This is a genomic window from Qipengyuania vulgaris (genome assembly GCF_009827325.1).
Classification (GTDB): domain Bacteria; phylum Pseudomonadota; class Alphaproteobacteria; order Sphingomonadales; family Sphingomonadaceae; genus Qipengyuania; species Qipengyuania vulgaris.
The window spans coordinates 13,947-34,256 of record NZ_WTYC01000012.1; the positions used below are offsets into that span (position 1 = coordinate 13,947).

Genomic DNA, 20,310 nt, shown 5'->3' on the forward strand with positions numbered 1-20,310 from the left:
TCGAATGACCGCTTAGGCTTAGCCATTCGTTGGTTTCGAAGATCGCTGAGTGTCAAAGAAGGCAGATGCAGCACACGGCGGCTATGCAATGCGCCCCTCCGCGACAAATGCAATGGCACCTATTTTGTAACGGTGCCAATAAGAAGAGGATGAACGGCAGCATCGTTCAGCCCGTCCTGACGAAACCCTGCTATCGACCAACAGACACCGAATATGGGCTCCTGACATGAGCTGACGACCGAAACTTGGGTGCATAGCCGCCCCAAGACTAAGATTCCCGATTATGCAAGGAACTTGCCAAGTTAGCCTTGTCGGACTTCTCCAAGTTGCCTCATCAGTCTCCCGCTAGTTGCCGCGCAATGCTCGCCCCGACCGAAGCGGCAGCCCCGAGGAGAACACCGTCGTCCAAGTGCGCGTAACGAGCGGTGGTAGAGACGTGTCTGTGTCCCAAAAGGTTACCGATCATCGGAAGCGTTTCGGAAGATCGCGCCGCCAGGCTGGCGTAGTTGTGCCTAAGGTCGTGCAACCGGACATCGTCCAGTCCGGCTTCGGTCCGCAATCTCCGCCAAAACCAATCCAAAGCCGATCTCGGCAGAACATCGAAGGTGAAAACGCGCTGGTCCTTCTTTCCGCGCGGGAATGCGTCGAGCACAGCCCTCGCCTCCTGACCAAGCCAGACAATGCGCGGGCCAGTCTTCGAATCTGTGAGTTTCAATTTACGGCCTTGAACCTCGCCCCAAGTGAGGTTCAGGATCTCGCCGCGACGACAGCCTGTCAGCGCAAGAAGCGAGATCACCGCGACCTCGACGGGGTTTTCAGCACGATTGTCCACCAATTTGCGACCAAGCCGGGCCATCTCGTCCTGACTCAAAAAGCGCTCGATCTTGCGTCCCCGGTTGCGCTTCACACCGCGAAACGGATTTGAATGCTCCGGCAAATAGCCCCAAACCTCGGCCTTGCCGAACATGGCTTTCATGATTTCCATGGCGCGATTGGCAGCGCCTGGGCCGGCCGAGCGCGTAAGCTCAGCATGCCACCGGATCGCATCGGCATGGCTGATTTCGTCGATGAACTTGCCCGGAAACACATGATCGAGATGGGTCCGCCGGTAAATGTCTTGGATCTCCCGCGTTGATGGCTTCCAGGTCGGCGCCGCGACTTCCCAGTATGATTGCAAAAATGCCGAATAGGTCGGCGTCTTGCGGCCGCGCTGCTTCTTGTCGGCAGGGTTCTCGCCAAGCTCAATGCGCAGGATAAGGCGTCGGGCAACATCTTTGGCAATGCGCTCTGTCAGGATTGCTCCATCGCCAATGGTGATGAGCCGTTGCTTGCCGCCTATCGTGCGCTGCAGGACATAGCTCTTCCGGCCCGATGGATGGATGCGCTCACCAAAGCCGGGGAGCACATAGTCGAATCTCGAGCGGCGCTTGCCTGCCTCGCCCGGAACGACGCGTGCCAGTTCCTCTGCAATGATCTGCCTGAGATCGTACTGGGTCATGCAGCGATCCCCATTGCACTGGCGAGATTGGAGCAGATGCGATCGGCGCTTTCAGCAATCACTTCGTCTGCCAGATGCGCGTACCTCGCAGTCGTTTCCGGAAGTGCGTGGCCGAGAAGCTTGCCGATGGTCGCCAGTGGAATGTGTTGAGCGATGGCAACCGAGGCAAAGCTGTGGCGCAGATCGTGGAGCCGCACGTCGGGCAGCGCGGCCTTGCGCCTGATGCGATCCCAGTACTGACCGAGATTGATCGGAGCCTCGCGACGTATGGCAGGAAAGACCAGCAGCCCGTCGGCGCGACGTTCTAGTCCATCAAGCACTGCAATAGCCTGCGGGTTGAGATAGATCGTCTTCGGGCCAGTCTTGCTGTCTGGCAATTGCAGCCGTGGCGGCTGAACATATCGCCAGCGCAAGGTCGCGATCTCGGAGACCCGTGCGCCAGTGTAGATGAGCATGAGCAGCGCGGGAATGACGAAAGGATTGACCCCATCGTGTTCGGCCAGAACGCGCCCCAGCCTGCGATATTCATCGGCGGAAAGGTAGCGCTCGGGAAGGTCGCGTTTAAAGCGCGAGACACCGCGACACGGGTTGGTGTTCTTCGCCCGGTAACCCAGCTTCTCGGCATACTGCATCATCACCGAAATGATGGGGATGGCGCGATTGAAGGTCCCTCCCCGCTCCGCCATGCTGTCGCGCCAGCGGTTGATGTCTCCGCGTTCGATCATGTCGACCGGCAGGTCACCGAACCTCGGCACAAGCAACTGATCGATGCGTGAACGCGACGATCGCTGGGTCGCTGGCTTCCAATGTGGCGAATAATCCTGCCAGAACTCTTCGGCATAATCAGCGAACAGAGGTACTCGCCTCTTCTCCGGCGCGGTCGGAAGGTCGGCAAGCGTCGCCTTGATGAGCAAACTGCGCGCGGCAGCGCGCGCGGCGGGCGCGCTCAGCGCACCTGCCGTTATCCCCGCGCAACCAAGTGTCACCATGCGCTGCACACCTCGCGGGCTATGCTTGACTATCCAAGTAAGGTGTCCCGATTGCCGTTTGCGAAGTCCGAAGCCGGGAAGTTCCGTGTCCCACGTGATACCGATCGGAAGCGACTTGCGACGGGCGATATGACCAGTCAGTTTCAACCTGAACGATGGCCTTCGAGGGGCTATGACTGAGCCTTGGCTACCATGCGATCGCTCACGTGTTACCGAAACTGAACTTATTGTTTTAGAGTGCCTTTCTTTCATTCATGCAGCTTAGGCTGCGTCCGGTGTGCGCGAAGTTGTTCCCTATTTGGACCGTTGTGATCGACCACTTCCCCGCCCAACTTTTGGTGGCAAAGGCCTTGGTTTCACGCGGATTTCCTAGCCCATTCGGCGCTTGAGAGATAGCCTCCCTGCGACGTCGAACACTGCGCATGAGGCGATTTTTGTAGCACTTGGCCATCGCTTCGTCCGGAACTCGAACTCGCTATGCCGAGTCGCAGGCAGCCCGAATTTTTATCAGTCATCTGCCCTTGCAAGATCGGCATGTCGCTGACTAAACCGATGATGTTTCTAGAATTTGGGGCTCCAAAACAGACGATGACTGATTGCTCTACGGCATTGCAGACGGTTGCGGCATTGGCTTCCGCAATCGCAGCCATCGCCGCCTTTTGGGTGGCGAAAAGCACGTTTTCTTTCCAAAGAAATTCACTGCTGAAGGCTGCGAGCATAGAGCAAATTGTTAAGCTCTTGCAGCAACTTTACTATTTGAAAACGCTCGCGGGTCAGCCGGTGTTTGGAGCGGCGGACGAGGACGTGATCGGACTTCAACAGAAGATTGCAGAGGTAAGGCATAGTGTTCTTGTGCTCGAAGGCATGGTGCCCGCGAGAGGGCGCGCGGATGTGAAAGAAGTCCATGACATCGTGCATCAACTGCGCGAGGACAGCGTCTTTCCTGCTGGGCAGAACGGACCGAATGCGTCTCTCAATGAACGATTGGAAAAGGCGATAAATGCACTGCAACGCATTTATCGGACGGAGATGAAATGAAGATGCGGAAACTTTCCTACCTGGTGTCCATTGCAAGCGTCTTTGCGTGCGCGACCTCGGCATATGCCGGATCCAAGCCCAAGGCGATCAACTATCAGGAGGCCTCAGAGTTCGAACGGTCGTTGCTAGCCAGACCGGCAGCGGCTCCTCCTCCCCCTGAAAAGCTTTACGTTCAACCCGCCAATAAGACCGAGCCGTGCAAGTTGCCGACCACTCGGGATCAGCTCGAACGGCCCAACTTCCGCGCATATTGGGACGGCGAATGTCGGAACGGTTTTGCCTTTGGGCTAGGTCGGGACATTGCGATGTCTGATACCCATCATGTGGAAGAGATCACGATCCACGACGGCACCGGAGGCGACTGGTCTGCCCCGCGAGTAGACTATGATTTCGTCAACAACATGGTGGTCTATGCAGTCGGTGGATCGCAGTTCCCCTCAGTGACCCAGCTCGCTGAGAAAATGGACAACTCAATCAACGGGTTTAACGCGCTTCAAACTCTGAGCGTCATCGACGGGCAGGGCAACGGCTACATCATTCAAAGCGCAGCGTTTAACCCGCAGCGGAATTATCTCCTTACGCAAAATTATGGCGCGCTAGCGTTCAAATTTTCAGATAATTCGGCTGCGCCCGTAGTTAATCCAAACGCGGCAACCTTTGCTATCGAAATCATCGATCCGAAGACCAATACACCGGGTGGCGTTGCCATTGCACGATATGGAAATGGAGCCGTTGCTCATTTCAAACGCGTCAACGGCAGGCCGGAGCCGGTTAGGTTGCCAACCGCGTACACCGAGCATTTGCAGGCAAAATATCAGGAGATTGCAACGGCAACTGCGAGCGCCAGTGCGACCCTCCAGCGCGCACAGCAAATTGAGCGCGAATACCTGTATAAGGCTTGCAATGGGAAAGGCAGCGTCCGTGGTTTGGACCAGACCGAATACACCAAGATCTGCACTTGGAGAGACCAGTTCAAGGAACCCTATGCCGTGGCCTCGGCAAATTACCAAAGGCAGCTTGAAAGCTTGCAGCAGAGAGCCGCTACCGCTGAACAGCAGCGCCAGATTCAGCAGCAAATAGCGATGCAGCAATACATGGTGCAACAGCAGCGGAATCAACAGGCGTGGAACGATATCAGCCAAGCCAACAGACAGCTCCAACAGCAAACTCAGCAGACTTTACAGGGAGTGCAAAGCTGGCAGCCACCTCAGGTGCAACCCATCACCCCTCCGGGCGGAAACAAGGTCATCTGCAACACCATCGGCACAATCACTACATGCCGCTGACCGGACAGGATTAGGGGGCTGGCTGGAGATGTGGCGTGGCAATTGTCCCGGTTTACGCCACCGCATCCAGCCCGCTGCGCTGAATGATCGACAGCAGCCGCAGCGCGGGGCCTCCCGGCTTCTTCGCTCCGCGCTCCCAGTCCGACACAAGGTTCTTCGACACGTTGAGATAGCGCGCGAACACCGGTTGCGAGACATGCTCCGCTTCGCGGATCGCTTTGATCTCGTCGGGCGACAGAATGGGCGCAGGCGCAAGGCAGGCTTCATCGAACTCGCGCATGGTGCGCTTGTCGATGCTGCCTGCATTGTGAAGGCCTTCCATCATCTCGTGGAGGGCGGCCATCGCCTCGCTCTTGTAGGTCTTTGCCTTAGCCTTGCTCATCGTCTTTCACCTCGACCAATCGGCCTGCCTCAACTTCCGTTTCGATCTGGTCATCGCCCAGCCCCAGCATGATACTGGCCGCGCTGCGATAGACCTTCAGTTCCGCCGCACTCAGGTTCGCCTTGTCGCTCTTGGCGAAGGCAAACACGAATATGGCCCGCTCGCCCGAGCGGAAGATCAGGATCGAACGATAACCGCCCGACTTGCCTCCGCCCTGGCGTGCGATACGCTGTTTGATGAGGCCGCTGCCAAGGTCGGCATCGATCAGGCCGGATTCGGCCCGATGCACGGCATCAGCAAGCGTGGCATCGCTGATCTTTTCCTTTGCCGCGAACTTGGCGAACCAGCGGTTGGCGTAGATGCGGATGCGCGGATTCTCAGTCATGCAGCAACGGCCCACTATCATACTTAGTGTTACGGCTCAATGAATAAGAACCGCTCATGTTTTGCTCAATCTGGTCGCCGATGCGCTGCGCTGCCTCGATGACGTGCCCATCGTCAAGGTGGGCATAGCGGGTAGTGGTCCGCACGTCTGCATGACCGAGCAGCTTGCCAATCATCGGCAGGGTTTCGGAATGGGCGGCGGCATGGCTGGCGAAGCTGTGCCGCAGGTCATGGATGCGCACGCCGGGAAGGCCTGCCTCGTCACGCAGCTTGCTCCATAAGCTGCCGATATCGGTGATCGGGCGCTGGGTGGCCGGGTTCCAGAACACATAGCGCTGCTTTTCCCGACGTGGTAGGGCGTGGAGGATCGTTGCAGCCGCTTCAGCCAGCCAGACCGTTCGCGGGCCGGTCTTGCTGTCGGTCAGCAGCAAACGCCTTCCCCGCACCTCGCTCCATTTGAGGCAGGTGATCTCAGACTTGCGGCAGCCAGTCAGGATCAACAGGCTGATCGCCGCGCAATGCAGCGGGAAGGCTTTGCGGTGGCGGTCAAGCACTTCGCCAATCCGCCTGAACTCCTGATCGGACAGGAATCGCTCGCACTTCCGCCCCTTGTTCTTGCGGATATAGAGGCAAGGGTTCGATCCTTCGGGCCGCACGCTCCATTGCTCCGCCTTGTTGAACATGGCGCGCAGGATTTCGCCGCAACGGTTGGCGGCGCCGGGACCGCCAGTGTTGGTGATCCGGTTGAACCATTCCTGCACATGGCGCTCCTCGATCTCATCAAGGAACAGGCCTTCAAAGGCCCGGTCGAGATATTTCCGCTTGTAATAGCGGTGGGTGTAGAGCGTGGACGGCTTCCACTTCGGCGATACGCGCTCCCAGTAGGTCTTGAGGAAGTCCCGGTAGGATGGAACATTGCGCAGCCGCTTGCGCTCCTCCGCCGGATTGTCGCCAGTCTGGGCACGCAGCAGCACTCGGCGCGCCACATCCATTGCCTGCACGCGGCTCAGCACCTTTGCGTTGCCAATCGTCACCGTGCGGGTGCGCCCTTCCATCCGTGCCTGGACGATGTAGACCTTGCGCCCGCTAGCATAATGCCGCGTCCCGAAGCCGGGCAGTTCGCGAGTCCAGCAGGTCTTGCGCAGCTCGCCCAGGCCACCGCACTTGCCAATCACATGGAGTTTGAGGCTGCCCAGCTCTTCGGCGACGATCCCCCTCAGGGTCAGCGCGTTCATTGTCCGACTCCGATCAGGCGAGCGATGGAACCGGAGACGCGCTCCGCAGCATCGGCGACTATCTCGTCGGACAGGTGGGCATATCTGGTTGTCGTTTCTGCCAGCGCGTGGCCCAGCAGCTTGCCGATCACCATCAGCGAGATGTTGTCGCGGATTGCGACTGAGGCGAAGCTGTGGCGCAGGTCATGCAGGCGCACATCCGGCAATGCTGCTCGATTGCGGATTTTCGACCAATGGATGCCGAGCATGATCGGCTTGTCGGGATTTCGGAACGAGGGAAATAGCAGCCCGGTCGGCTTCCGGTCTGGGAGCGATGCAATCACATCCACGGCCTGCCGGTTGAGATAGACGATCTTTGCGCCGGTCTTGCTGTCGGGCAGCATCAGGCGCGGTTCCTGCACCCATTCCCAGCGCAGTTGCTCGATCTCGCCGCATCGCGCGCCGGTGAACATCAGCAGGCGGATCGCCGCGACGTAGTGCGGCTGCTCGGCCTCGTAATCCCGCAATGCTGTGGCAAGCCGCGCATATTCATGCGGCGACAGAAACCGCTCCATTGGCTTACGCTTGTAACGGGGCGTGCCTTTGCACGGATTGGAGCCACGCGGTCGCAGGCCAAGTCGCTCCGCGTATCCCATCATCACGGAGAAGACCGGCAGGGTGCGGTTGAACACGCCGGGGCGTTCGACAAAGCTGTCGCGCCAGAACAGGATATCCCCCTTCGCCAGTTCGTCGATGCGCCGGTCGCCGAACGCGCGGAGGATTTCCTTGAAGATGGCGCTCTCGTTGCGCTTGCGGGTCGATGGTTTCCAGTGTCGCGAATAGTCAGCCCAGAAGCGTTCGGCGTAATCACGCAGCAACGGCGCATCGCTCTTCTGCGCAGCGCGGGCCTTCTTGCGTGTCGGCAGCCCATCCAGCGCCACCTCTGCCAGTTTCGCCCGCGCGAGGCGTCGGGCCGTGGCGGGCGAGATGTCGCGGGAAGTTCCAAGCGACACCCGCCGCAGCTTGCCGCGCTGGCGGAACAGGACAAACCACGTTCGCCTGCCGCCGGGATTTACCCGAAGGCCAAAGCCAGGCAGGTCTATGTCCCAATACTCGCGGATGCGCTTGCCCGGTTTGCGGCGGACTATGTTGCCGTTGAGCCTTACCCGGTTCGACGGTTTGGCCTTTTCACCACTCCCGCGCCCTTTACTGAACTGATTCGTGGCTTCATTCTCTGGTAGCAGATAGCCATTTGCTTGCATTGACTTGCTCCTCTTTGTAGAGGAACAACTTCGCGTAACCTATTGCTTAACAATCTCTTTCTTCCGCATGGCGGCGTACGGTGTGCTTAAAGTCCGCTCCTTCACCCTACTCGCTGAGAGCACACCGACCGTAAGCCAGTAGCTCTCGGTATATAAGTGGTGGCTCAAAATGGGCCGGTTGCTGACTGTCTGCTTTGGGCAGGCAACCAATGCAAATCGGCCATTTTGCTTCCGACCCCATGGCAGACCACCCATGTATGCCCAGCACCTGTTGAATGGCAGCCGTTTGTCGTGTCTCTACAATACATCAGGTAGCAGAAGCCCATGAAGTTCATCACTCTCAATCGCGCCTCGACCCTTTCCGTTGGGCTGAGCTGGCCGGGTTTCCGGCTCGTGAAGCAGCAATGCCGCTCGACCATACGCGCCTAATCGATACTTCTCTGCGCTTGGCGCAGATGCCATTGCCCGCTTCGTTCGCGACGGCTTCGTCTGGGTGGGTGCTGCATTTTCATCCAAGGTGGCCGCAGAAGCGCGCGCGATCCTGTGGGTGGCCACGGGATGCGATCCCGATGACTCGACCACCTGGACCCGGCCCGTCTCGAGCGGTTCGATCAGGCTCCGTTTCACGAAGCGGCAAACACAACCGCCCTGCATACAGCATTCGACCAGCTTGTGGGCAAAGGTCGGTGGCTGCCGCGGGGCGGACTCGGAACATTTGCTGTTGGCTTTCCATCTGCCGAAGAACCTGGAGACGACGGGTGGCACATCGAGGTCAGCTTCGCTTATGAGAAGCCCGACTTCATGGAGTGGCGGGCCAATGTGCACCGCAAGGGCCGCGCCCTGTTGATGCTGTTCCTATTCTCGGATGTGGGTATTCACGATTCCTCAACGCGCATTCGGGTCGGCTCGCATATCGATACAGCGCGACAACTCGCACCGGCCAAGGAAGCCGGTCTGACCCTTCGAGAGTTGGCCTCGGACGGATTCGCCGGATCGGCCCATCGCCTGGAGCAACTGGCAACGGGTCCGGCCGGCAAGGTGTATCTGTGCCACCCTTTCCTCGTGCATTCTGCATATAAGGATTACGGTAAGTAGCCGCGCTTCATTGCGCAGCCGCCACTGCTACCGCGTGAGCCGATCAGTCTCGAGCGTTCCGACAATAGCTACTCGCCGGTCGAGAAGACTATTCTGAGGGCTTTGGGCAGGTGACGCGGTCAGAATTTGACGCAAAGGCGTGTCTGCCAGCATGACGCGCCTTGCAAATTATATATTGCGCACAATATAATTGGATACTATTTATCCTGCTGTCTAACCGTAAGGAGCTAACATGAAAAATCTCTACAACACTCGCGTTAACGCCTATGGTGGCCGCGCCGGAAAGGTCAAAAGCGAAGATGGCATTCTCGAGCTCGACCTCGCTCTACCGAAGGAACTCGGTGGCAAGGGCGACGCGACTAATCCCGAGCAACTCTTCGCTGCTGGTTATGCGGCTTGCTTCGAAAATGCCGTGATCCATGTAACGCGGGCACAGACCGACAAGGTGGGTGACGACGACATTGAAGTCTCCTGCCAGGTCGGCCTCTTGCCGAATGGTAATGACGGCTTTAATCTCGCTGTCACACTGGATGTCGAAATTGCCGGGGTCAATCAGGCAAAGGCTGACGAGATCGTGAAGAACGCCCACGCTGCTTGCCCCTATTCCAACGCAGTCAGCGGAAACGTCGATGTGAAAATTAATGTGTTCGCCCAATGAATGACGGAGTGGCAGCAGCACAGGACCCGCGCGATCCCTTGTTGCTCGATCGACAGGTTTGCTTTCCCCTTTATGCTGCCACCAACCTCCTCAGCCGCCTCTATGGCCCTGTTCTTCGGGAGCTGGGTCTCACCTATCCGCAATATCTGGTCATGCTGGTATTATGGGAGAAAGAACCCCAGACGGTGGGCTCCCTCGGCGCGCGGCTTTACCTCGATAGCGGAACTCTCACCCCTCTGCTGAAGCGTATGGAGGCCGCCGGCCTGGTTCGACGAACACGCGATCCGGAAGACGAGCGCCGAGTGGTTATCGAACTGACCGAGAGTGGAAAAATACTGCGCAACCAGGCAGTGTATGTTCCCGAAACCCTCGCGAGGGGGCGCAAATCCGAAGGGATTGACGAACTGCGGGACAGCGTGCGCAGGCTTGTCGAACTGCTTGCGGAGCAAACCGGCTCGAAGAGGTGAAGCCTCTCAGCAGGTGTCGCACGTCTGCGAGGATTGCCTGTCCGATCTTCGTGGGGCGTCCACTGGGACGCTTGGCGATAGTCGAGCGACCTTGCGATGCAGTTCGTTTCCTCTCGCCCGCCCGCGTAAATGAGGACTGCCGACCCGACTTTACAGACCTATCTCGACCGCAATGTCGCCGGTGCCACTCTACTGGTGGCACCCGAGACCGGACAGCCAACATCGGGCGATCCGATCGAAATCGTCCTGACCGGCCCCGACATGTTGAAGCTGCAAGAGCTGTCGCAGGACGTGCAGGCGCTGCTGGAAGACGAGGTTGGCGTAGTCGACGTTCGCGACAATCTCGGCAGCATCAAAGGTGAGATCGCACTTCAGCCAAACCGCGAGGCTTTCCGATGAATCGGCAAGGTCAGAGACGTCGAGCCGTTCCACCGACCTGGCTCTTGCCGATATCCCGTTCAACCATGGCCGCCGCATTTCTGGAGAATGGCCAGGCGCGGACCCTGTGGCTGTCGGGCGTTCACCGGAGAAGTGCCACGAAGGCCGATGCCAAGATCCTTGCCGGACAGGATCTGGACTATTCGCTCGACCCCTTTGATGACCAGAGCTTCTACCGGTCGGCCGCGCGTTCGCGCAATGCCGCGCTGGAAGTTACCGTGGGCGTGTCGCCCAAGGCCTCGCGGGTCTGGCTTGGCAAGGCAAATTCAATCGAAGGGTTTGCCGCTTCGGCGGCGCTGCTCATCAACGCTGTCGCGGCCGCGAAGCAAGGAACCGCCGAGCCATTCCGCTTTCTCGCAACCCCGGTGCAGGCGCTCGACCCTGCACAAGTCAAAGGCGGATAAAGACCGAACCCAGGTCGCTTTGTTGCCACCGTTCGAGATGTCCTTAAGCCCAATCCATCTCCGTTAAGCCGACTAATCCTATTGTCCGATATGGGCATCGCTCCGACGCCCTCGAACCGACGTCCGCTTTCGGAACGTAGCCCTCAATGCTCGGATGACTGGGATGAGAGGGCGAAGCCGACCTGAGCGCATGCCATGCGAACATCTGCTTCTGGCGAACCGCCGAGTTGGTGGTTAGGACCGACATTAGAGTCGCAACCCGCCATTCCACTTTTGACCATCCAGTCTACGCAAGCGCCAAGCCCCAGACTATTTGTCGAAACCCGGGCGGATCGGCGTTTTCTACTTGGACAAGGCGATGCGGGTAGAGTGGGCAGGCACAATCGTTTATGCTAGCCAAAGTGAGCCGGTTCTGTACGAAGTCATTCTGCCGTCGAAATGTGGGATCGCGTCGAACTGCCTTTCTCCTCGCGCACCTGACCCACGAATTCGAGAAGAAACGCAGTGCTCAAACCGAACATGACGAGGCCGTTGGCAGCCACGATCGCAGACAGCAGCCGCACATCCTGCGAGAGGATAACGTCGCCGAAGCCTAGCGTCGTCAGGGAAACCGTTGCGAAATAGAGCGCCGGTTCCAGCGCTTCGAAGGCACCCAATACAATAAACAGGCCCGCCCAAATCCAAGCCGCCAGCGTGATAGCGAGCAGCATCCATATCGTAGAAGCGGCAAGAAGCAAGGTCGCTCCAAAGCGTGTTGTTCGCGTGCGAGGCGGCGTGAAGCGATCATCGACTGAGAAGGCTATTGCGGCAAAACACGCTTGCATGATGATGGTAAGTGCAACGGTCACCGTTCCGATCGCGAGTTGAGCGACGATACTCATCGTTGATGATCCTCAATTTTATCAATTTGATTTACTCCTCCGATTATTATCAGTCTGCAGTGGAGTCTCGCTCATTCTGAGCTTCTACCCGCCGACAACAGCACGACTTGCACATGCAGTCCTCGGCCCGGCTTGGACCGGAACGAGACGGAGCCGCCTATGGCTTCGGCAAGTCCGCAGACGATCGCTAAGCCAAGGCCGGCTCCGCCCGTCTGTCGATCGCGTGACGGATCGAAACGGGCATAGGCCGTGCCTAACGTCAGTTGTTGGTCGGGCGCAACTCCCGGGCCATCGTCCTCAAACGACCAGCAGGTCTTACCGCCATCCGAAACATTCCTTACCGTGACGGTCGAGGCGTGGCGCAGGGCATTATCGACGAGGTTATCAAAAATCCGTCCGAGCGCGGTGGGATCACCCAGCACATGGCTTGCCGGCGAAAGGTCGAGGCCGATGCGGTCCTCATCTGAATGCAGCGCCAATAGATCACCAGTCAGAGCCGTAAGGTTGACCTCCACCGTCGCCCAGACCGCGGCGTCGCTCTCTTTATAGTAAGAGGGCGACGCTGCGCTTCGTGAAAGTTTTGAGGTCAGGAGAGAGGCTCCCGACCGGCCCGTCATGGAGAAAACTCATGGGCTCCGCCGCGAACCCGAACTGCCCGATCATCTCGATATCGCACGAGAAACGCCGGACTCGTTACCGACCGGCGAGTTCGCGATTTTCGAGGATGACCCGGATGAAGCTGCGCGCGCATCGGCCTTGCGGCGACGGATGCAAGGGCTGGCGCGACAGGCCTCGCAACCCCGACGACGGCATTGATCTGTAGGAGATCGTGATGCGAAGCGTTACTAAGGGTTTATCGAGACGCTCGGGCGGCGGTACGCCTCTGGCAGAACATTGCTCGACGAGATTCCAGAGCACATTGAGCCGGGGCCATCTTCTGGACACTCCGATCACGATGAATCCGAAGGATACTGAAATATCTTTAGGTTCAAACCAATGCAACGAAGTTACTGATTTATAAGATATGCGCCAGCTTACCGCCCATTCGTCGAAAAGACGACGCCAGTGCGAAGTGCAGCCATCACGAAATCAAGTTCCTTGTCCAGGCTGACGGATTCGCTGCCATGATATTCGGGACCCATGCCCCTCAGTATTTCATAATTCGGCAAGGAGAATAATAAGTCGAAGACGATCTTAGCGATCGCCGGGAAGTCTGAGAACGCAATTTCTCCGTTTGCGTAGCCGTCCTTTAGAATTTGGTTCATAACGCCGGTAACGTCAGCCACGGCTTTGGCCCTGATCTTGTTCTGCAAATCGGGGCGGTAATTGGCAAGCCATGTCAGCAAGGTCTGTATGCCGCGGCCTTCTGCGGTGAGCGAGGCTTCTAGAAATTTATGCGCAACGGCTTCGAGGCGCTCGCGAATGGGGCCATTGGCAGGAAGAGTGCTCACCGGACGGATGTGCTTCGCAATACCATAGTCCATCGTCGCACATAGCAGTTCATCCTTGGATTTGTAGCGTGCGTAAAGTGTTCGCTTCGATACGTGGGCCGAAGCGGCGATCGCGTCCATCCGGGACGCATCGAGGCCCTTAGCGATAAATTCCTGCAGCGCTTCCTGCAATATGTGCTCGCCTAGTTTCTCGGCCTCCTCTTTTGAAGGACGACCGCCGCTTGAGGTTCTGCGGGGAAGTGACATCTATTCTCTCACTATTGCATTGGTTCGGCCATCTGATCTGCTGCCCAGTAGGACGAGGCCTTTGTGGTATGGCCAGGCAAAGCTCCGCAGCGGGCAACGCGGACTAATGATGCCCACATGAACGCTTGCCTGCCGCAACGGAAAACGGCATGGTACCGGTGAGTTTACTTTCTTTCATCGCCGGCGCCAGCAAAAATGGCCTTTCCCCCAAGGCAATCTCTCCGATCGATCAGTGAGCCGAGCTTTAGCGGTTGGAATGCAATCTCTGTCTTTCGTAGGTTCGTAGGGTTGAAGCCATTGCGGAACTGCGATGGCCAGCGCCTTCCAGATAATATCCCGATCGGACCGATATCGGTTCTCCGTCTTTCTGCCCTTTTATTGCTGGTCGCCTGCGCCGCCTTAACACCGGCTTCCGCTCAAATCGCTCCTGTGGCGGAGCCGATGGCCGAGCAGGCCGCTGAAGTGGCTACCGACCCTTTCGGTCGCGAGACGCCGCGTGGAACGGTGACCGGCCTGATCAGCGCCCTGGCGGCGAAGGACTACACGAGGGCTGCTCACTATTTCCACCTGTCTGCGGAAGAGGATGAGGCTCAACTTGTCGATCAAGGAGCGATCTGGGCCACCAAGCTGCAAGCCGCGCTCGACCAACAGGGGACGCTCCTGCCTTTCGGTGCCTTGTCGAACGAAGCGAGTGGGCGTCTCGACGATGAACTGCCGGCCGACACCGAAGAGGTAGGCAGGCTCGGCGGCGAGGAAAGTCTGCCGATCCTTCTCACCCGGACCGACAGCCCTGTCGGCAGCGAGGTCTGGGGGATTTCGCAGGAGACCGTTGAAGCTCTCGAAGCAGTGTCTGTGGCGGCGACAAATCCGGCTGAACCGGAAGACGGTGAAAGCGCCGAGGTGGCCGGAGCCCCGCTGCAGGACTGGGCTCTCTTGCTCGGGAGCGCAGCCGGCAGTTTCTTTCTCTACTGGCTTATATCGGCCGGACTTCTGGCCATCATGCGGCGTTTTGTGGCCGACCGCGAGAAAAGCGCGATCTACCGCTTCACGCAGGCCGCCTTGCCGCCGCTCAGCCTGTTTCTCGCAGTGGTGACCTTCCACCTGTGGACGGGCAGCATCGAGGCGTCCATCGTCGCGCGCCAGACCTTGCTGCGCTATATCGGTATCGTTGGCTGGGTAGCGCTTGCTTGGTTTGCGCTGCGCCTGGTCGATGCCATCGCACGCGTTGCTAGTGCCCGGATGGAACGCCGCCAGCGGCGGCAGGCAGTGTCGGTCGTCGTCCTGTTGCGGCGTACGGCAAAGATAGTGCTCTTCCTATTGGCGACGGTAGCGGTCCTCGACACGCTGGGGGTCGATGTGACCACGGGCATTGCCGCATTGGGCATTGGCGGCATCGCCTTGGCGTTAGGCGCACAGAAGGCCGTGGAGAATTTGATCGGCAGCCTGAACGTCATCGCAGACCGCCCTGTTCAGGTCGGAGACTTCTGCCGCGCGGGAGATATTGTCGGCACCGTAGAGGATATCGGTATGCGCTCGACGAGGATTCGCACGAATGAACGCACGCTCGTCACCATCCCGAACGGTGATTTTTCCTCCCGCGAGATCGAAAACTTCGCCAAGCGCGACCGCTTTCTCTTCAATCCCACGATCGGCGTCGAATACGGTATCTCCGCAGGCCAGCTGCGCCGGGCCGTGGAGATTATCGAGCAGATCCTGCGCGATCACCACCTGATTGAAAAGGATGGCCTCCGTGCTCGATTTGCTCATTTCGGCGAGAGCTCGCTGGATATCGAGATCTGGTCCTACATCATGGTTGCCGATTACGCGGAAAGCCGACTGATCCGGCAGGAACTGCTGCTGGCCATTTTCGAGAGGTTGAAGGCAGCCGGTCTCGCTATCGCCTACCCGACGCGGACGGTCCATTTGGTGACCCAGGAGAATGACGTCGGCGCGTAGGTCGCCGCGCCCAGATGGTATTCACAGCAGCCAATCGATCGGCGTTTTGCTGAGAAGGCGAGTGAGCACTCGCGACCACCATGTGGTTCCAGGCTCGGCCAGTTCACATTGACGGACATCGTCGCGCATGTCCATCCAGTTCAGTCGGCCTTTGTCATCCACGACGATTTTGTAGGAGCCGGACGCGATCATGGTATCGAAGGCGTGGTGCATCTGTGCCGCCAGATTCTCACTCTGGATGACGATCCCGAGCTCAGTATTGAGAGCGAAAGAGCGCGGATCGAAATTGAAAGAACCGACAAAGACCCGACGGCCGTCTACAGCGAACATCTTGGCATGCAGGGTGGCATTCTCGTTTGTGTTGCGCGGCGAAGGTCGACGCAGAGATTTGCGGGTGGTCTTGGGCCGGTCTCCAGGGGCAGGCATCTCATACAGACGCACCCCCGACTTCACGAGAAAATGCCGATGCTTTGCATATCCGGCATGAACCATAGCGACATCGGTCGAAGCAAAGGAATTGGTCAGGACGCGCACATCGACCCCGTTGCGTGCCATTTGCGCAAAGGCCCTGGCACCTGATGAGGTCGGCACGAAATAGCCCGAAACGACGAGCAATTCCCTTTCCGGTTGACCGATGAGACTCCTGAGGACGCTAGCCATGAGATCGCCTTGACGCGATTGTCCGAGAACCTTGGCGGGCCGATCGCTGACCAGCTCGACGGGCACCCATTCGAATTCAATCCGTCCGGCCCGCGCACGCTCAAGCAAAACAGATCCGGCGGCACGGCTTAGATAATCGGTCGCGGAGGGGCCGGAAACTGACCGCGTGAAATCAGTTGCCCCGCTTGCCGCGTACTGCTTCGGATCTTCCTTCACGATGCAGTCGATTTCGACTGCAGCGGGAAAATTCCAGAACGCATCGAAACATTCGGAGACTTCTTGCACCACCGCGCCTACGCAAAGCGCATCCACATCGGCAAAAATCCCCTGCTCTCGGTTGGCGAAGTACTCGTCTCCGACATTACGCCCGCCGACACAGGTTATCTGATTGTCGACTGTAAAGCTTTTCGAATGCATCCTGCGATTGACGCGGTGGAAATCCAGCAGGAAATCGAGCGGCTTGAAGTGTCGGTTTCGAAACGGATTGAAAATGCGGATTTCGAAATTGCGGTCGCTGGCCAGCCAGCGCAATTTGCGGTCGAGGCCGGGAATGCCGTTATCGTCAACCAGCAGACGGACCCGTACACCCCGCGCTGCCGCTCTGCGCAAGTCTTCCAGCAGGAGATTACCGGTCAGATCGTCGCGCCAGATGTAATATTGCAGGTCGATCGATCTTTCGGCCGCGGCGATGAGTCGAGAGCGGATGGCAAACGCGTCTATGCCGTCCTCGACAAGTGCAACGCCCGTCAGGCCGGGATGGCCCACCGCGTGCTTAGCGACACTCAAGCCGATTGCGGAAAGTGCCGTATTTCCGAACGCATGAGAAGCTGCGCGCTGTATCATGAACGGAGGGTGCCGGTCGCGCATCCGCGTTACGGTGCGCTGTCGGGAGGCGTTGTCTGCGACGGAACAGCAGGGCCAATGTCCGGTTCTGTTCCGGTTAGTGCAACCGACCTGTTGCACAGCTTTCTCGTCATCTCCCGGTCGCGAGTCGGGTCTGTCACGACCGCGCGACCCGAAGTCTGGCCACGCATCCCCATGAGACCGCAAGGACCGGGATGGTCGCCGCCTTCCGCTTGCGGATCGGTCACGGCCTGTAAGACACGCAAAGTGCCGTGCTCGGCATCGCGACACGCCAGCAGCACGCGCACGCCTTTCATCGCCAGGTGCGGGGCGATCTCGTAGCCGGTGCCGCTATTGGCGCCGTTAACGACGGCCGGCCGTCCGGATTGATGGGGGATATCGGAAAAGGCGAAGCTCATGCGGTATGTTCGTCCCGGTGCCATGACGGGCGCTAATCCTCGGAACTCGTCGTTTCGGGCACGGCTGATGCGACAGTGTCCGGATCCGACGATGGCGGACTATCCTGCCATGCCTGTGCCCGACCGCGCTCCACGCCATAGTCGAACAGCGTGCGCATATAATCCTGCTCGAAAAGATCGTGCTCGTCCGCGTCGAAGTCCTGCTCGATAAAGGTCAAGTGATATCCGGCGCCGGTCGATCTCGCCCAGACATAGGCCGAGGCCACACGGTCCTGGAGGCTGGAGAAGAGCATCACCTCAAGCGTCCGCTTGGCGATGCTGGAGAGACCTGCTTCGATCAGCTCGAACTCGCCTGCCATCTTGCCGTTGACCAGCAGATACAGCTCCGTTGGGGACTGGCTGTCCCGCAGGATCTGGTCGTTCGCGACCGGCGGAGCGGCCATCAGGGTCGCAATGGTGCCGCCATCGACATGGAGTTCGCTGATTCGCTCTCCCTGCGCTTCCATCTCGATCAGCACCGGGGGGAACTGCACCGGGACGGAGCTGCTGGCGAGCAGGATGCGCCGGAAAAGGGCATAGCGACCGGGCGCATCACCGGCCGCGATCGCTCCCATGTCCCAGATCGCATTGCCGGGGCGGTCGAGGCTGACGGTGCCGACGAACAGGCGCCGGCCCTTGCGGTGCTCTTCGCCGATGGCATCGATCACCGCATCAGTGGCGAAGCGGGCGATTAGAGCCTCGAGCGGCCCGGTCGTCGCGACGCTGGTCGAGAACGGGATCGCCAACGCGAAGCGGTCCTTGTAAATGTCGTCGGGCGTGATCTCGGTATAGGCGCGTTTCAGCTCGTCGTCGTAGTCCGGCCCGAGCAGCGCGAAGGGGGCGATGAGAGCCCCGGTGCTGACTCCAGTGACCACGGCAAATTCAGGTCGCTTGCCGGTTTGCGACCATCCGTTGAGAAAACCCGCACCATAGGCCCCGTCATCCCCACCGCCCGACAGCGCGAGCACGCGCAGTGGCTCGCCCGGCGGTGGCGGGGCGATCGAGATCTGTGTCAACAGGTCGGGGGAATTGGCCCAATGGCGGATTTTCGGCGAATCCGGCGCGTGCGCGGCTTCGATCTGCGCGGCCTCGAACGGTTGCCGGTCGAAGCTGGCACAACCGCCAAGCAGCAATGCGGGGCCGAGCACTCCCAGGACGAGCGTTCGCACCAGGTCGATGGCCTGTCCCGGCATCATGGTCAGGCGGAGTTCTTTACGGGTTCGCATCGCCATCCTTCTCGGAAATCTCTGGGGGATCAGCCTCCGGCGCGTTCCAGCTTCCGCCGAGCGCCAGATTGAGCGTGACGAACTGCTCGCGTTCCATGCGCTCGATCGTCGCCAGATCGCTGCGCGCAGTGATCGCCTGCTGCCGGATCTGCAACACGTCAAGCAGGCTGCTTTCGCCGACCCTGTACCGCAGATCCTCGATCCTGAGCGCTTCCTCTATCTCGCGCACGCGGATGACGGCCGCGTCCCGGCGGCGGCGAAGCACCACGCCGCTGTCGAGCGCGGTTTCCACCTCCTCGAAAGCGGCCAGCGCGGCGCCGGCATATTGCGCGATCGCCGCGCGCAGTTCGGCATCGGCAATGTTTTCGCCGGCAGCCAGCGCGCCGCCCTGGTAGATCGGCGCCGCGACATTGCCGCCAATGCTGAACAGGGTCGCGGTAGGATCGAAGATATTTTCAAGGGCGTCCGACACCGCGCCCGCCAGCCCCGTGAGCGACAGGCGCGGCAGGCGCGCCTTGCTGGCCTGGTCCTCGGCATGCAGTGCGGCGGCGACGCGCCGCTCGGCCGCGACCAGATCGGGCCGCCGCTCGAGCAGCGTCGAAGGCAGCCCGGCAGGCGGCGGCGTTGGCATGGGCGGCAAGTCAATTCCCGAGGCGAACTCGGCCGCGGGATAGCGCCCGACCAGTAGTTCGAGAGCACGGATCGCCTCGCGCCGCGCGCCCTGTGCCCGTGCGAGAGCCTCGCGCGCCTGTTCGAGATTGGCGCGGATCAGTGCCAGATCGCCATCCATCGCGACGCCCTCGCGGACCTGCAGACCCACCAGGCGATGCAGATGTTCGAGCGTATCAACCGCTTCCTCGGCCAGCCCCACCTGCCGCGAAGCCTCGATCGAGACCAGATAGGCGCGCGCCACGCCCGCGGCAATCGATTGCCGGGCCGCGAAATAGTCGGCGCGGGCAGCCGCCTCGTTCTCGAGCGCGGCATACCAGCCATCGCTGATCCTGCCCCACAGGTCGATTTCCCAACTCGCCTGCGCCAGTCCCAGAAAGCTGGTGCTGTCATATTCGATGCTGGACGGCACCGGCAGTCCGGCCTGCCCGCCGATTTCGATATCATCGATCTCGATATGGCTGCGCGAACCCAGGCCGACCGCCTGAACGGCCGGACGCAGCCCGGAACGCGCCTGACGGGCAAGTGCTGCGGCGCGCTGGACCTGCGCCGCGGCGGCCTGAAGATCACTGTTCTTCTCCTGCGCTTCGGCCACGAGCGCGGCGAGGCGCGGGTCGCCGAAGGCGGCGACCCATCCGTCCGCGACCGGCCCTGCGGCATCGGCGACTGCCCGCCAGCGTTCCGGCAAAGGCGGCAGGGCCGCGCGGGCGGGTGCGACCGGACCATCGCCGACCCTGTCGGGATGCGAGCAGCCTGACACCAGCATCAGGCCGAGCAACATGGCGGTGAGAGGGACGATGCGCAT

21 protein-coding genes are annotated in these 20,310 nt (G+C 59.8%); 8 read left to right on the top strand and 13 right to left on the bottom strand.

Going from position 1 to position 20,310, the window contains the following annotated elements:
* Positions 1-334: 334 nt before the first annotated feature.
* Together GRI69_RS14405 and GRI69_RS14410 are read right to left on the bottom strand one after the other, a co-directional pair.
* Positions 335-1,498: a site-specific integrase gene (locus tag GRI69_RS14405; RefSeq protein ID WP_160728970.1), complete on the bottom strand. Its 1,164-nt coding sequence runs from the start codon at positions 1,496-1,498 to the stop codon at positions 335-337.
* Positions 1,495-2,487: a tyrosine-type recombinase/integrase gene (locus tag GRI69_RS14410; RefSeq protein WP_160728971.1), complete on the bottom strand. Its 993-nt coding sequence runs from the start codon at positions 2,485-2,487 to the stop codon at positions 1,495-1,497. Before GRI69_RS14410 ends, GRI69_RS14405 begins: the two co-directional genes overlap by 4 nt.
* Before the next feature lie 534 nt (positions 2,488-3,021).
* On the opposite strand from GRI69_RS14410, the gene GRI69_RS14415 reads away from it, so the two are divergent.
* Both GRI69_RS14415 and GRI69_RS14420 read left to right on the top strand, forming a co-directional pair.
* Positions 3,022-3,525: a hypothetical protein gene (locus GRI69_RS14415; RefSeq protein WP_160728972.1), complete on the top strand. Its 504-nt coding sequence runs from the start codon at positions 3,022-3,024 to the stop codon at positions 3,523-3,525.
* Positions 3,522-4,811: a hypothetical protein gene (locus GRI69_RS14420; protein ID WP_160728973.1), complete on the top strand. Its 1,290-nt coding sequence runs from the start codon at positions 3,522-3,524 to the stop codon at positions 4,809-4,811. Before GRI69_RS14415 ends, GRI69_RS14420 begins: the two co-directional genes overlap by 4 nt.
* A 52-nt stretch (positions 4,812-4,863) precedes the next feature.
* On the opposite strand, the gene GRI69_RS14425 is transcribed toward GRI69_RS14420, so the two are convergent.
* The 4 genes from GRI69_RS14425 to GRI69_RS14440 are packed head-to-tail and all read right to left on the bottom strand — an operon-like array spanning position 4,864 to position 8,053.
* Positions 4,864-5,193: a helix-turn-helix domain-containing protein gene (locus GRI69_RS14425; RefSeq protein ID WP_160728974.1), complete on the bottom strand. Its 330-nt coding sequence runs from the start codon at positions 5,191-5,193 to the stop codon at positions 4,864-4,866.
* Positions 5,180-5,578 (bottom strand): type II toxin-antitoxin system RelE/ParE family toxin, encoded by a 399-nt coding sequence (locus GRI69_RS14430; protein ID WP_237453143.1) that lies wholly within the window; start codon positions 5,576-5,578, stop codon positions 5,180-5,182. The genes GRI69_RS14425 and GRI69_RS14430 overlap by 14 nt, the downstream gene beginning before the upstream one ends.
* Positions 5,571-6,812, bottom strand: coding sequence for a tyrosine-type recombinase/integrase (locus GRI69_RS14435; RefSeq protein WP_160728975.1), 1,242 nt, complete (start codon positions 6,810-6,812; stop codon positions 5,571-5,573). The genes GRI69_RS14430 and GRI69_RS14435 overlap by 8 nt, the downstream gene beginning before the upstream one ends.
* Complete coding sequence (locus tag GRI69_RS14440) at positions 6,809-8,053, bottom strand: tyrosine-type recombinase/integrase (RefSeq protein ID WP_160728976.1); 1,245 nt, start codon at positions 8,051-8,053, stop codon at positions 6,809-6,811. The genes GRI69_RS14435 and GRI69_RS14440 overlap by 4 nt, the downstream gene beginning before the upstream one ends.
* Positions 8,054-8,725: 672 nt before the next feature.
* Here GRI69_RS14440 and GRI69_RS16170 point away from each other — a divergent pair.
* The 5 genes from GRI69_RS16170 (at position 8,726) to GRI69_RS14465 (ending at position 11,115) form a co-directional block, all read left to right on the top strand.
* Complete coding sequence (locus tag GRI69_RS16170) at positions 8,726-9,148, top strand: hypothetical protein (RefSeq protein ID WP_237453144.1); 423 nt, start codon at positions 8,726-8,728, stop codon at positions 9,146-9,148.
* A 232-nt stretch (positions 9,149-9,380) separates the two neighbouring features.
* On the top strand, positions 9,381-9,806 hold the full coding sequence (locus GRI69_RS14450; protein WP_046903468.1) for an organic hydroperoxide resistance protein: 426 nt from the start codon (positions 9,381-9,383) through the stop codon (positions 9,804-9,806).
* Entirely contained in the window at positions 9,803-10,273 is a 471-nt protein-coding gene (locus GRI69_RS14455; RefSeq protein WP_046903469.1) for a MarR family winged helix-turn-helix transcriptional regulator, read from the top strand. The genes GRI69_RS14450 and GRI69_RS14455 overlap by 4 nt, the downstream gene beginning before the upstream one ends.
* 129 nt (positions 10,274-10,402) lie before the next feature.
* Complete coding sequence (locus GRI69_RS14460) at positions 10,403-10,672, top strand: hypothetical protein (RefSeq protein WP_046903470.1); 270 nt, start codon at positions 10,403-10,405, stop codon at positions 10,670-10,672.
* A 65-nt stretch (positions 10,673-10,737) separates the two neighbouring features.
* Positions 10,738-11,115: a hypothetical protein gene (locus tag GRI69_RS14465; RefSeq protein ID WP_063612560.1), complete on the top strand. Its 378-nt coding sequence runs from the start codon at positions 10,738-10,740 to the stop codon at positions 11,113-11,115.
* 422 nt (positions 11,116-11,537) lie between these two features.
* On the opposite strand, the gene GRI69_RS14470 is transcribed toward GRI69_RS14465, so the two are convergent.
* The 3 genes from GRI69_RS14470 to GRI69_RS14480 form a co-directional block, all read right to left on the bottom strand.
* The gene (locus tag GRI69_RS14470) at positions 11,538-11,996 is read right to left on the bottom strand and encodes an ion channel (protein WP_087910621.1); all 459 of its coding nucleotides are present in this window, start codon (positions 11,994-11,996) and stop codon (positions 11,538-11,540) included.
* A 71-nt stretch (positions 11,997-12,067) separates the two neighbouring features.
* The gene (locus tag GRI69_RS14475; protein ID WP_082347913.1) at positions 12,068-12,613 is read right to left on the bottom strand and encodes a sensor histidine kinase; all 546 of its coding nucleotides are present in this window, start codon (positions 12,611-12,613) and stop codon (positions 12,068-12,070) included.
* Positions 12,614-13,030: 417 nt separating this feature from the next.
* Positions 13,031-13,693 (bottom strand): TetR/AcrR family transcriptional regulator, encoded by a 663-nt coding sequence (locus GRI69_RS14480; RefSeq protein ID WP_053833462.1) that lies wholly within the window; start codon positions 13,691-13,693, stop codon positions 13,031-13,033.
* Between the two features lie 441 nt (positions 13,694-14,134).
* Here GRI69_RS14480 and GRI69_RS14485 point away from each other — a divergent pair, with 441 nt between their 5' ends.
* Positions 14,135-15,649: a mechanosensitive ion channel family protein gene (locus GRI69_RS14485; protein WP_063612715.1), complete on the top strand. Its 1,515-nt coding sequence runs from the start codon at positions 14,135-14,137 to the stop codon at positions 15,647-15,649.
* 21 nt (positions 15,650-15,670) lie between these two features.
* On the opposite strand, the gene GRI69_RS14490 is transcribed toward GRI69_RS14485, so the two are convergent.
* The 4 genes from GRI69_RS14490 to GRI69_RS14505 all read right to left on the bottom strand — a co-directional run bounded on the left by GRI69_RS14490 (position 15,671) and on the right by GRI69_RS14505 (position 20,310).
* The gene (locus tag GRI69_RS14490) at positions 15,671-17,095 is read right to left on the bottom strand and encodes a phospholipase D-like domain-containing protein (protein WP_160728977.1); all 1,425 of its coding nucleotides are present in this window, start codon (positions 17,093-17,095) and stop codon (positions 15,671-15,673) included.
* Positions 17,096-17,181: 86 nt separating this feature from the next.
* Positions 17,182-17,571 carry a hypothetical protein gene (locus GRI69_RS15910; protein ID WP_046903475.1) on the bottom strand — a complete coding sequence of 130 codons (390 nt, stop codon included), beginning with the start codon at positions 17,569-17,571 and terminating at the stop codon, positions 17,182-17,184.
* 32 nt (positions 17,572-17,603) lie between these two features.
* Complete coding sequence (locus GRI69_RS14500; RefSeq protein WP_158246558.1) at positions 17,604-18,836, bottom strand: patatin-like phospholipase family protein; 1,233 nt, start codon at positions 18,834-18,836, stop codon at positions 17,604-17,606.
* Entirely contained in the window at positions 18,823-20,310 is a 1,488-nt protein-coding gene (locus tag GRI69_RS14505; protein WP_053833465.1) for an efflux transporter outer membrane subunit, read from the bottom strand. The genes GRI69_RS14500 and GRI69_RS14505 overlap by 14 nt, the downstream gene beginning before the upstream one ends.

Bases quoted from the DNA above. Each gene is read 5' to 3' on its own strand.
- GRI69_RS14405 (WP_160728970.1), bottom strand. From the start codon at position 1,498: ATGACCCAGTACGATCTCAGGCAGATCATTGCAGAGGAACTGGCACGC.
- GRI69_RS14410 (WP_160728971.1), bottom strand. From the start codon at position 2,487: ATGGTGACACTTGGTTGCGCGGGGATAACGGCAGGTGCGCTGAGCGCG.
- GRI69_RS14415 (WP_160728972.1), top strand. From the start codon at position 3,022: ATGTCGCTGACTAAACCGATGATGTTTCTAGAATTTGGGGCTCCAAAA.
- GRI69_RS14420 (WP_160728973.1), top strand. From the start codon at position 3,522: ATGAAGATGCGGAAACTTTCCTACCTGGTGTCCATTGCAAGCGTCTTT.
- GRI69_RS14425 (WP_160728974.1), bottom strand. From the start codon at position 5,193: ATGAGCAAGGCTAAGGCAAAGACCTACAAGAGCGAGGCGATGGCCGCC.
- GRI69_RS14430 (WP_237453143.1), bottom strand. From the start codon at position 5,578: ATGACTGAGAATCCGCGCATCCGCATCTACGCCAACCGCTGGTTCGCC.
- GRI69_RS14435 (WP_160728975.1), bottom strand. From the start codon at position 6,812: ATGAACGCGCTGACCCTGAGGGGGATCGTCGCCGAAGAGCTGGGCAGC.
- GRI69_RS14440 (WP_160728976.1), bottom strand. From the start codon at position 8,053: ATGCAAGCAAATGGCTATCTGCTACCAGAGAATGAAGCCACGAATCAG.
- GRI69_RS14450 (WP_046903468.1), top strand. From the start codon at position 9,381: ATGAAAAATCTCTACAACACTCGCGTTAACGCCTATGGTGGCCGCGCC.
- GRI69_RS14455 (WP_046903469.1), top strand. From the start codon at position 9,803: ATGAATGACGGAGTGGCAGCAGCACAGGACCCGCGCGATCCCTTGTTG.
- GRI69_RS14460 (WP_046903470.1), top strand. From the start codon at position 10,403: ATGAGGACTGCCGACCCGACTTTACAGACCTATCTCGACCGCAATGTC.
- GRI69_RS14465 (WP_063612560.1), top strand. From the start codon at position 10,738: ATGGCCGCCGCATTTCTGGAGAATGGCCAGGCGCGGACCCTGTGGCTG.
- GRI69_RS14470 (WP_087910621.1), bottom strand. From the start codon at position 11,996: ATGAGTATCGTCGCTCAACTCGCGATCGGAACGGTGACCGTTGCACTT.
- GRI69_RS14475 (WP_082347913.1), bottom strand. From the start codon at position 12,613: ATGACGGGCCGGTCGGGAGCCTCTCTCCTGACCTCAAAACTTTCACGA.
- GRI69_RS14480 (WP_053833462.1), bottom strand. From the start codon at position 13,693: ATGTCACTTCCCCGCAGAACCTCAAGCGGCGGTCGTCCTTCAAAAGAG.
- GRI69_RS14485 (WP_063612715.1), top strand. From the start codon at position 14,135: ATGGCCGAGCAGGCCGCTGAAGTGGCTACCGACCCTTTCGGTCGCGAG.
- GRI69_RS15910 (WP_046903475.1), bottom strand. From the start codon at position 17,571: ATGAGCTTCGCCTTTTCCGATATCCCCCATCAATCCGGACGGCCGGCC.
- GRI69_RS14500 (WP_158246558.1), bottom strand. From the start codon at position 18,836: ATGCGAACCCGTAAAGAACTCCGCCTGACCATGATGCCGGGACAGGCC.
- GRI69_RS14505 (WP_053833465.1), bottom strand. From the start codon at position 20,310: ATGCGCATCGTCCCTCTCACCGCCATGTTGCTCGGCCTGATGCTGGTG.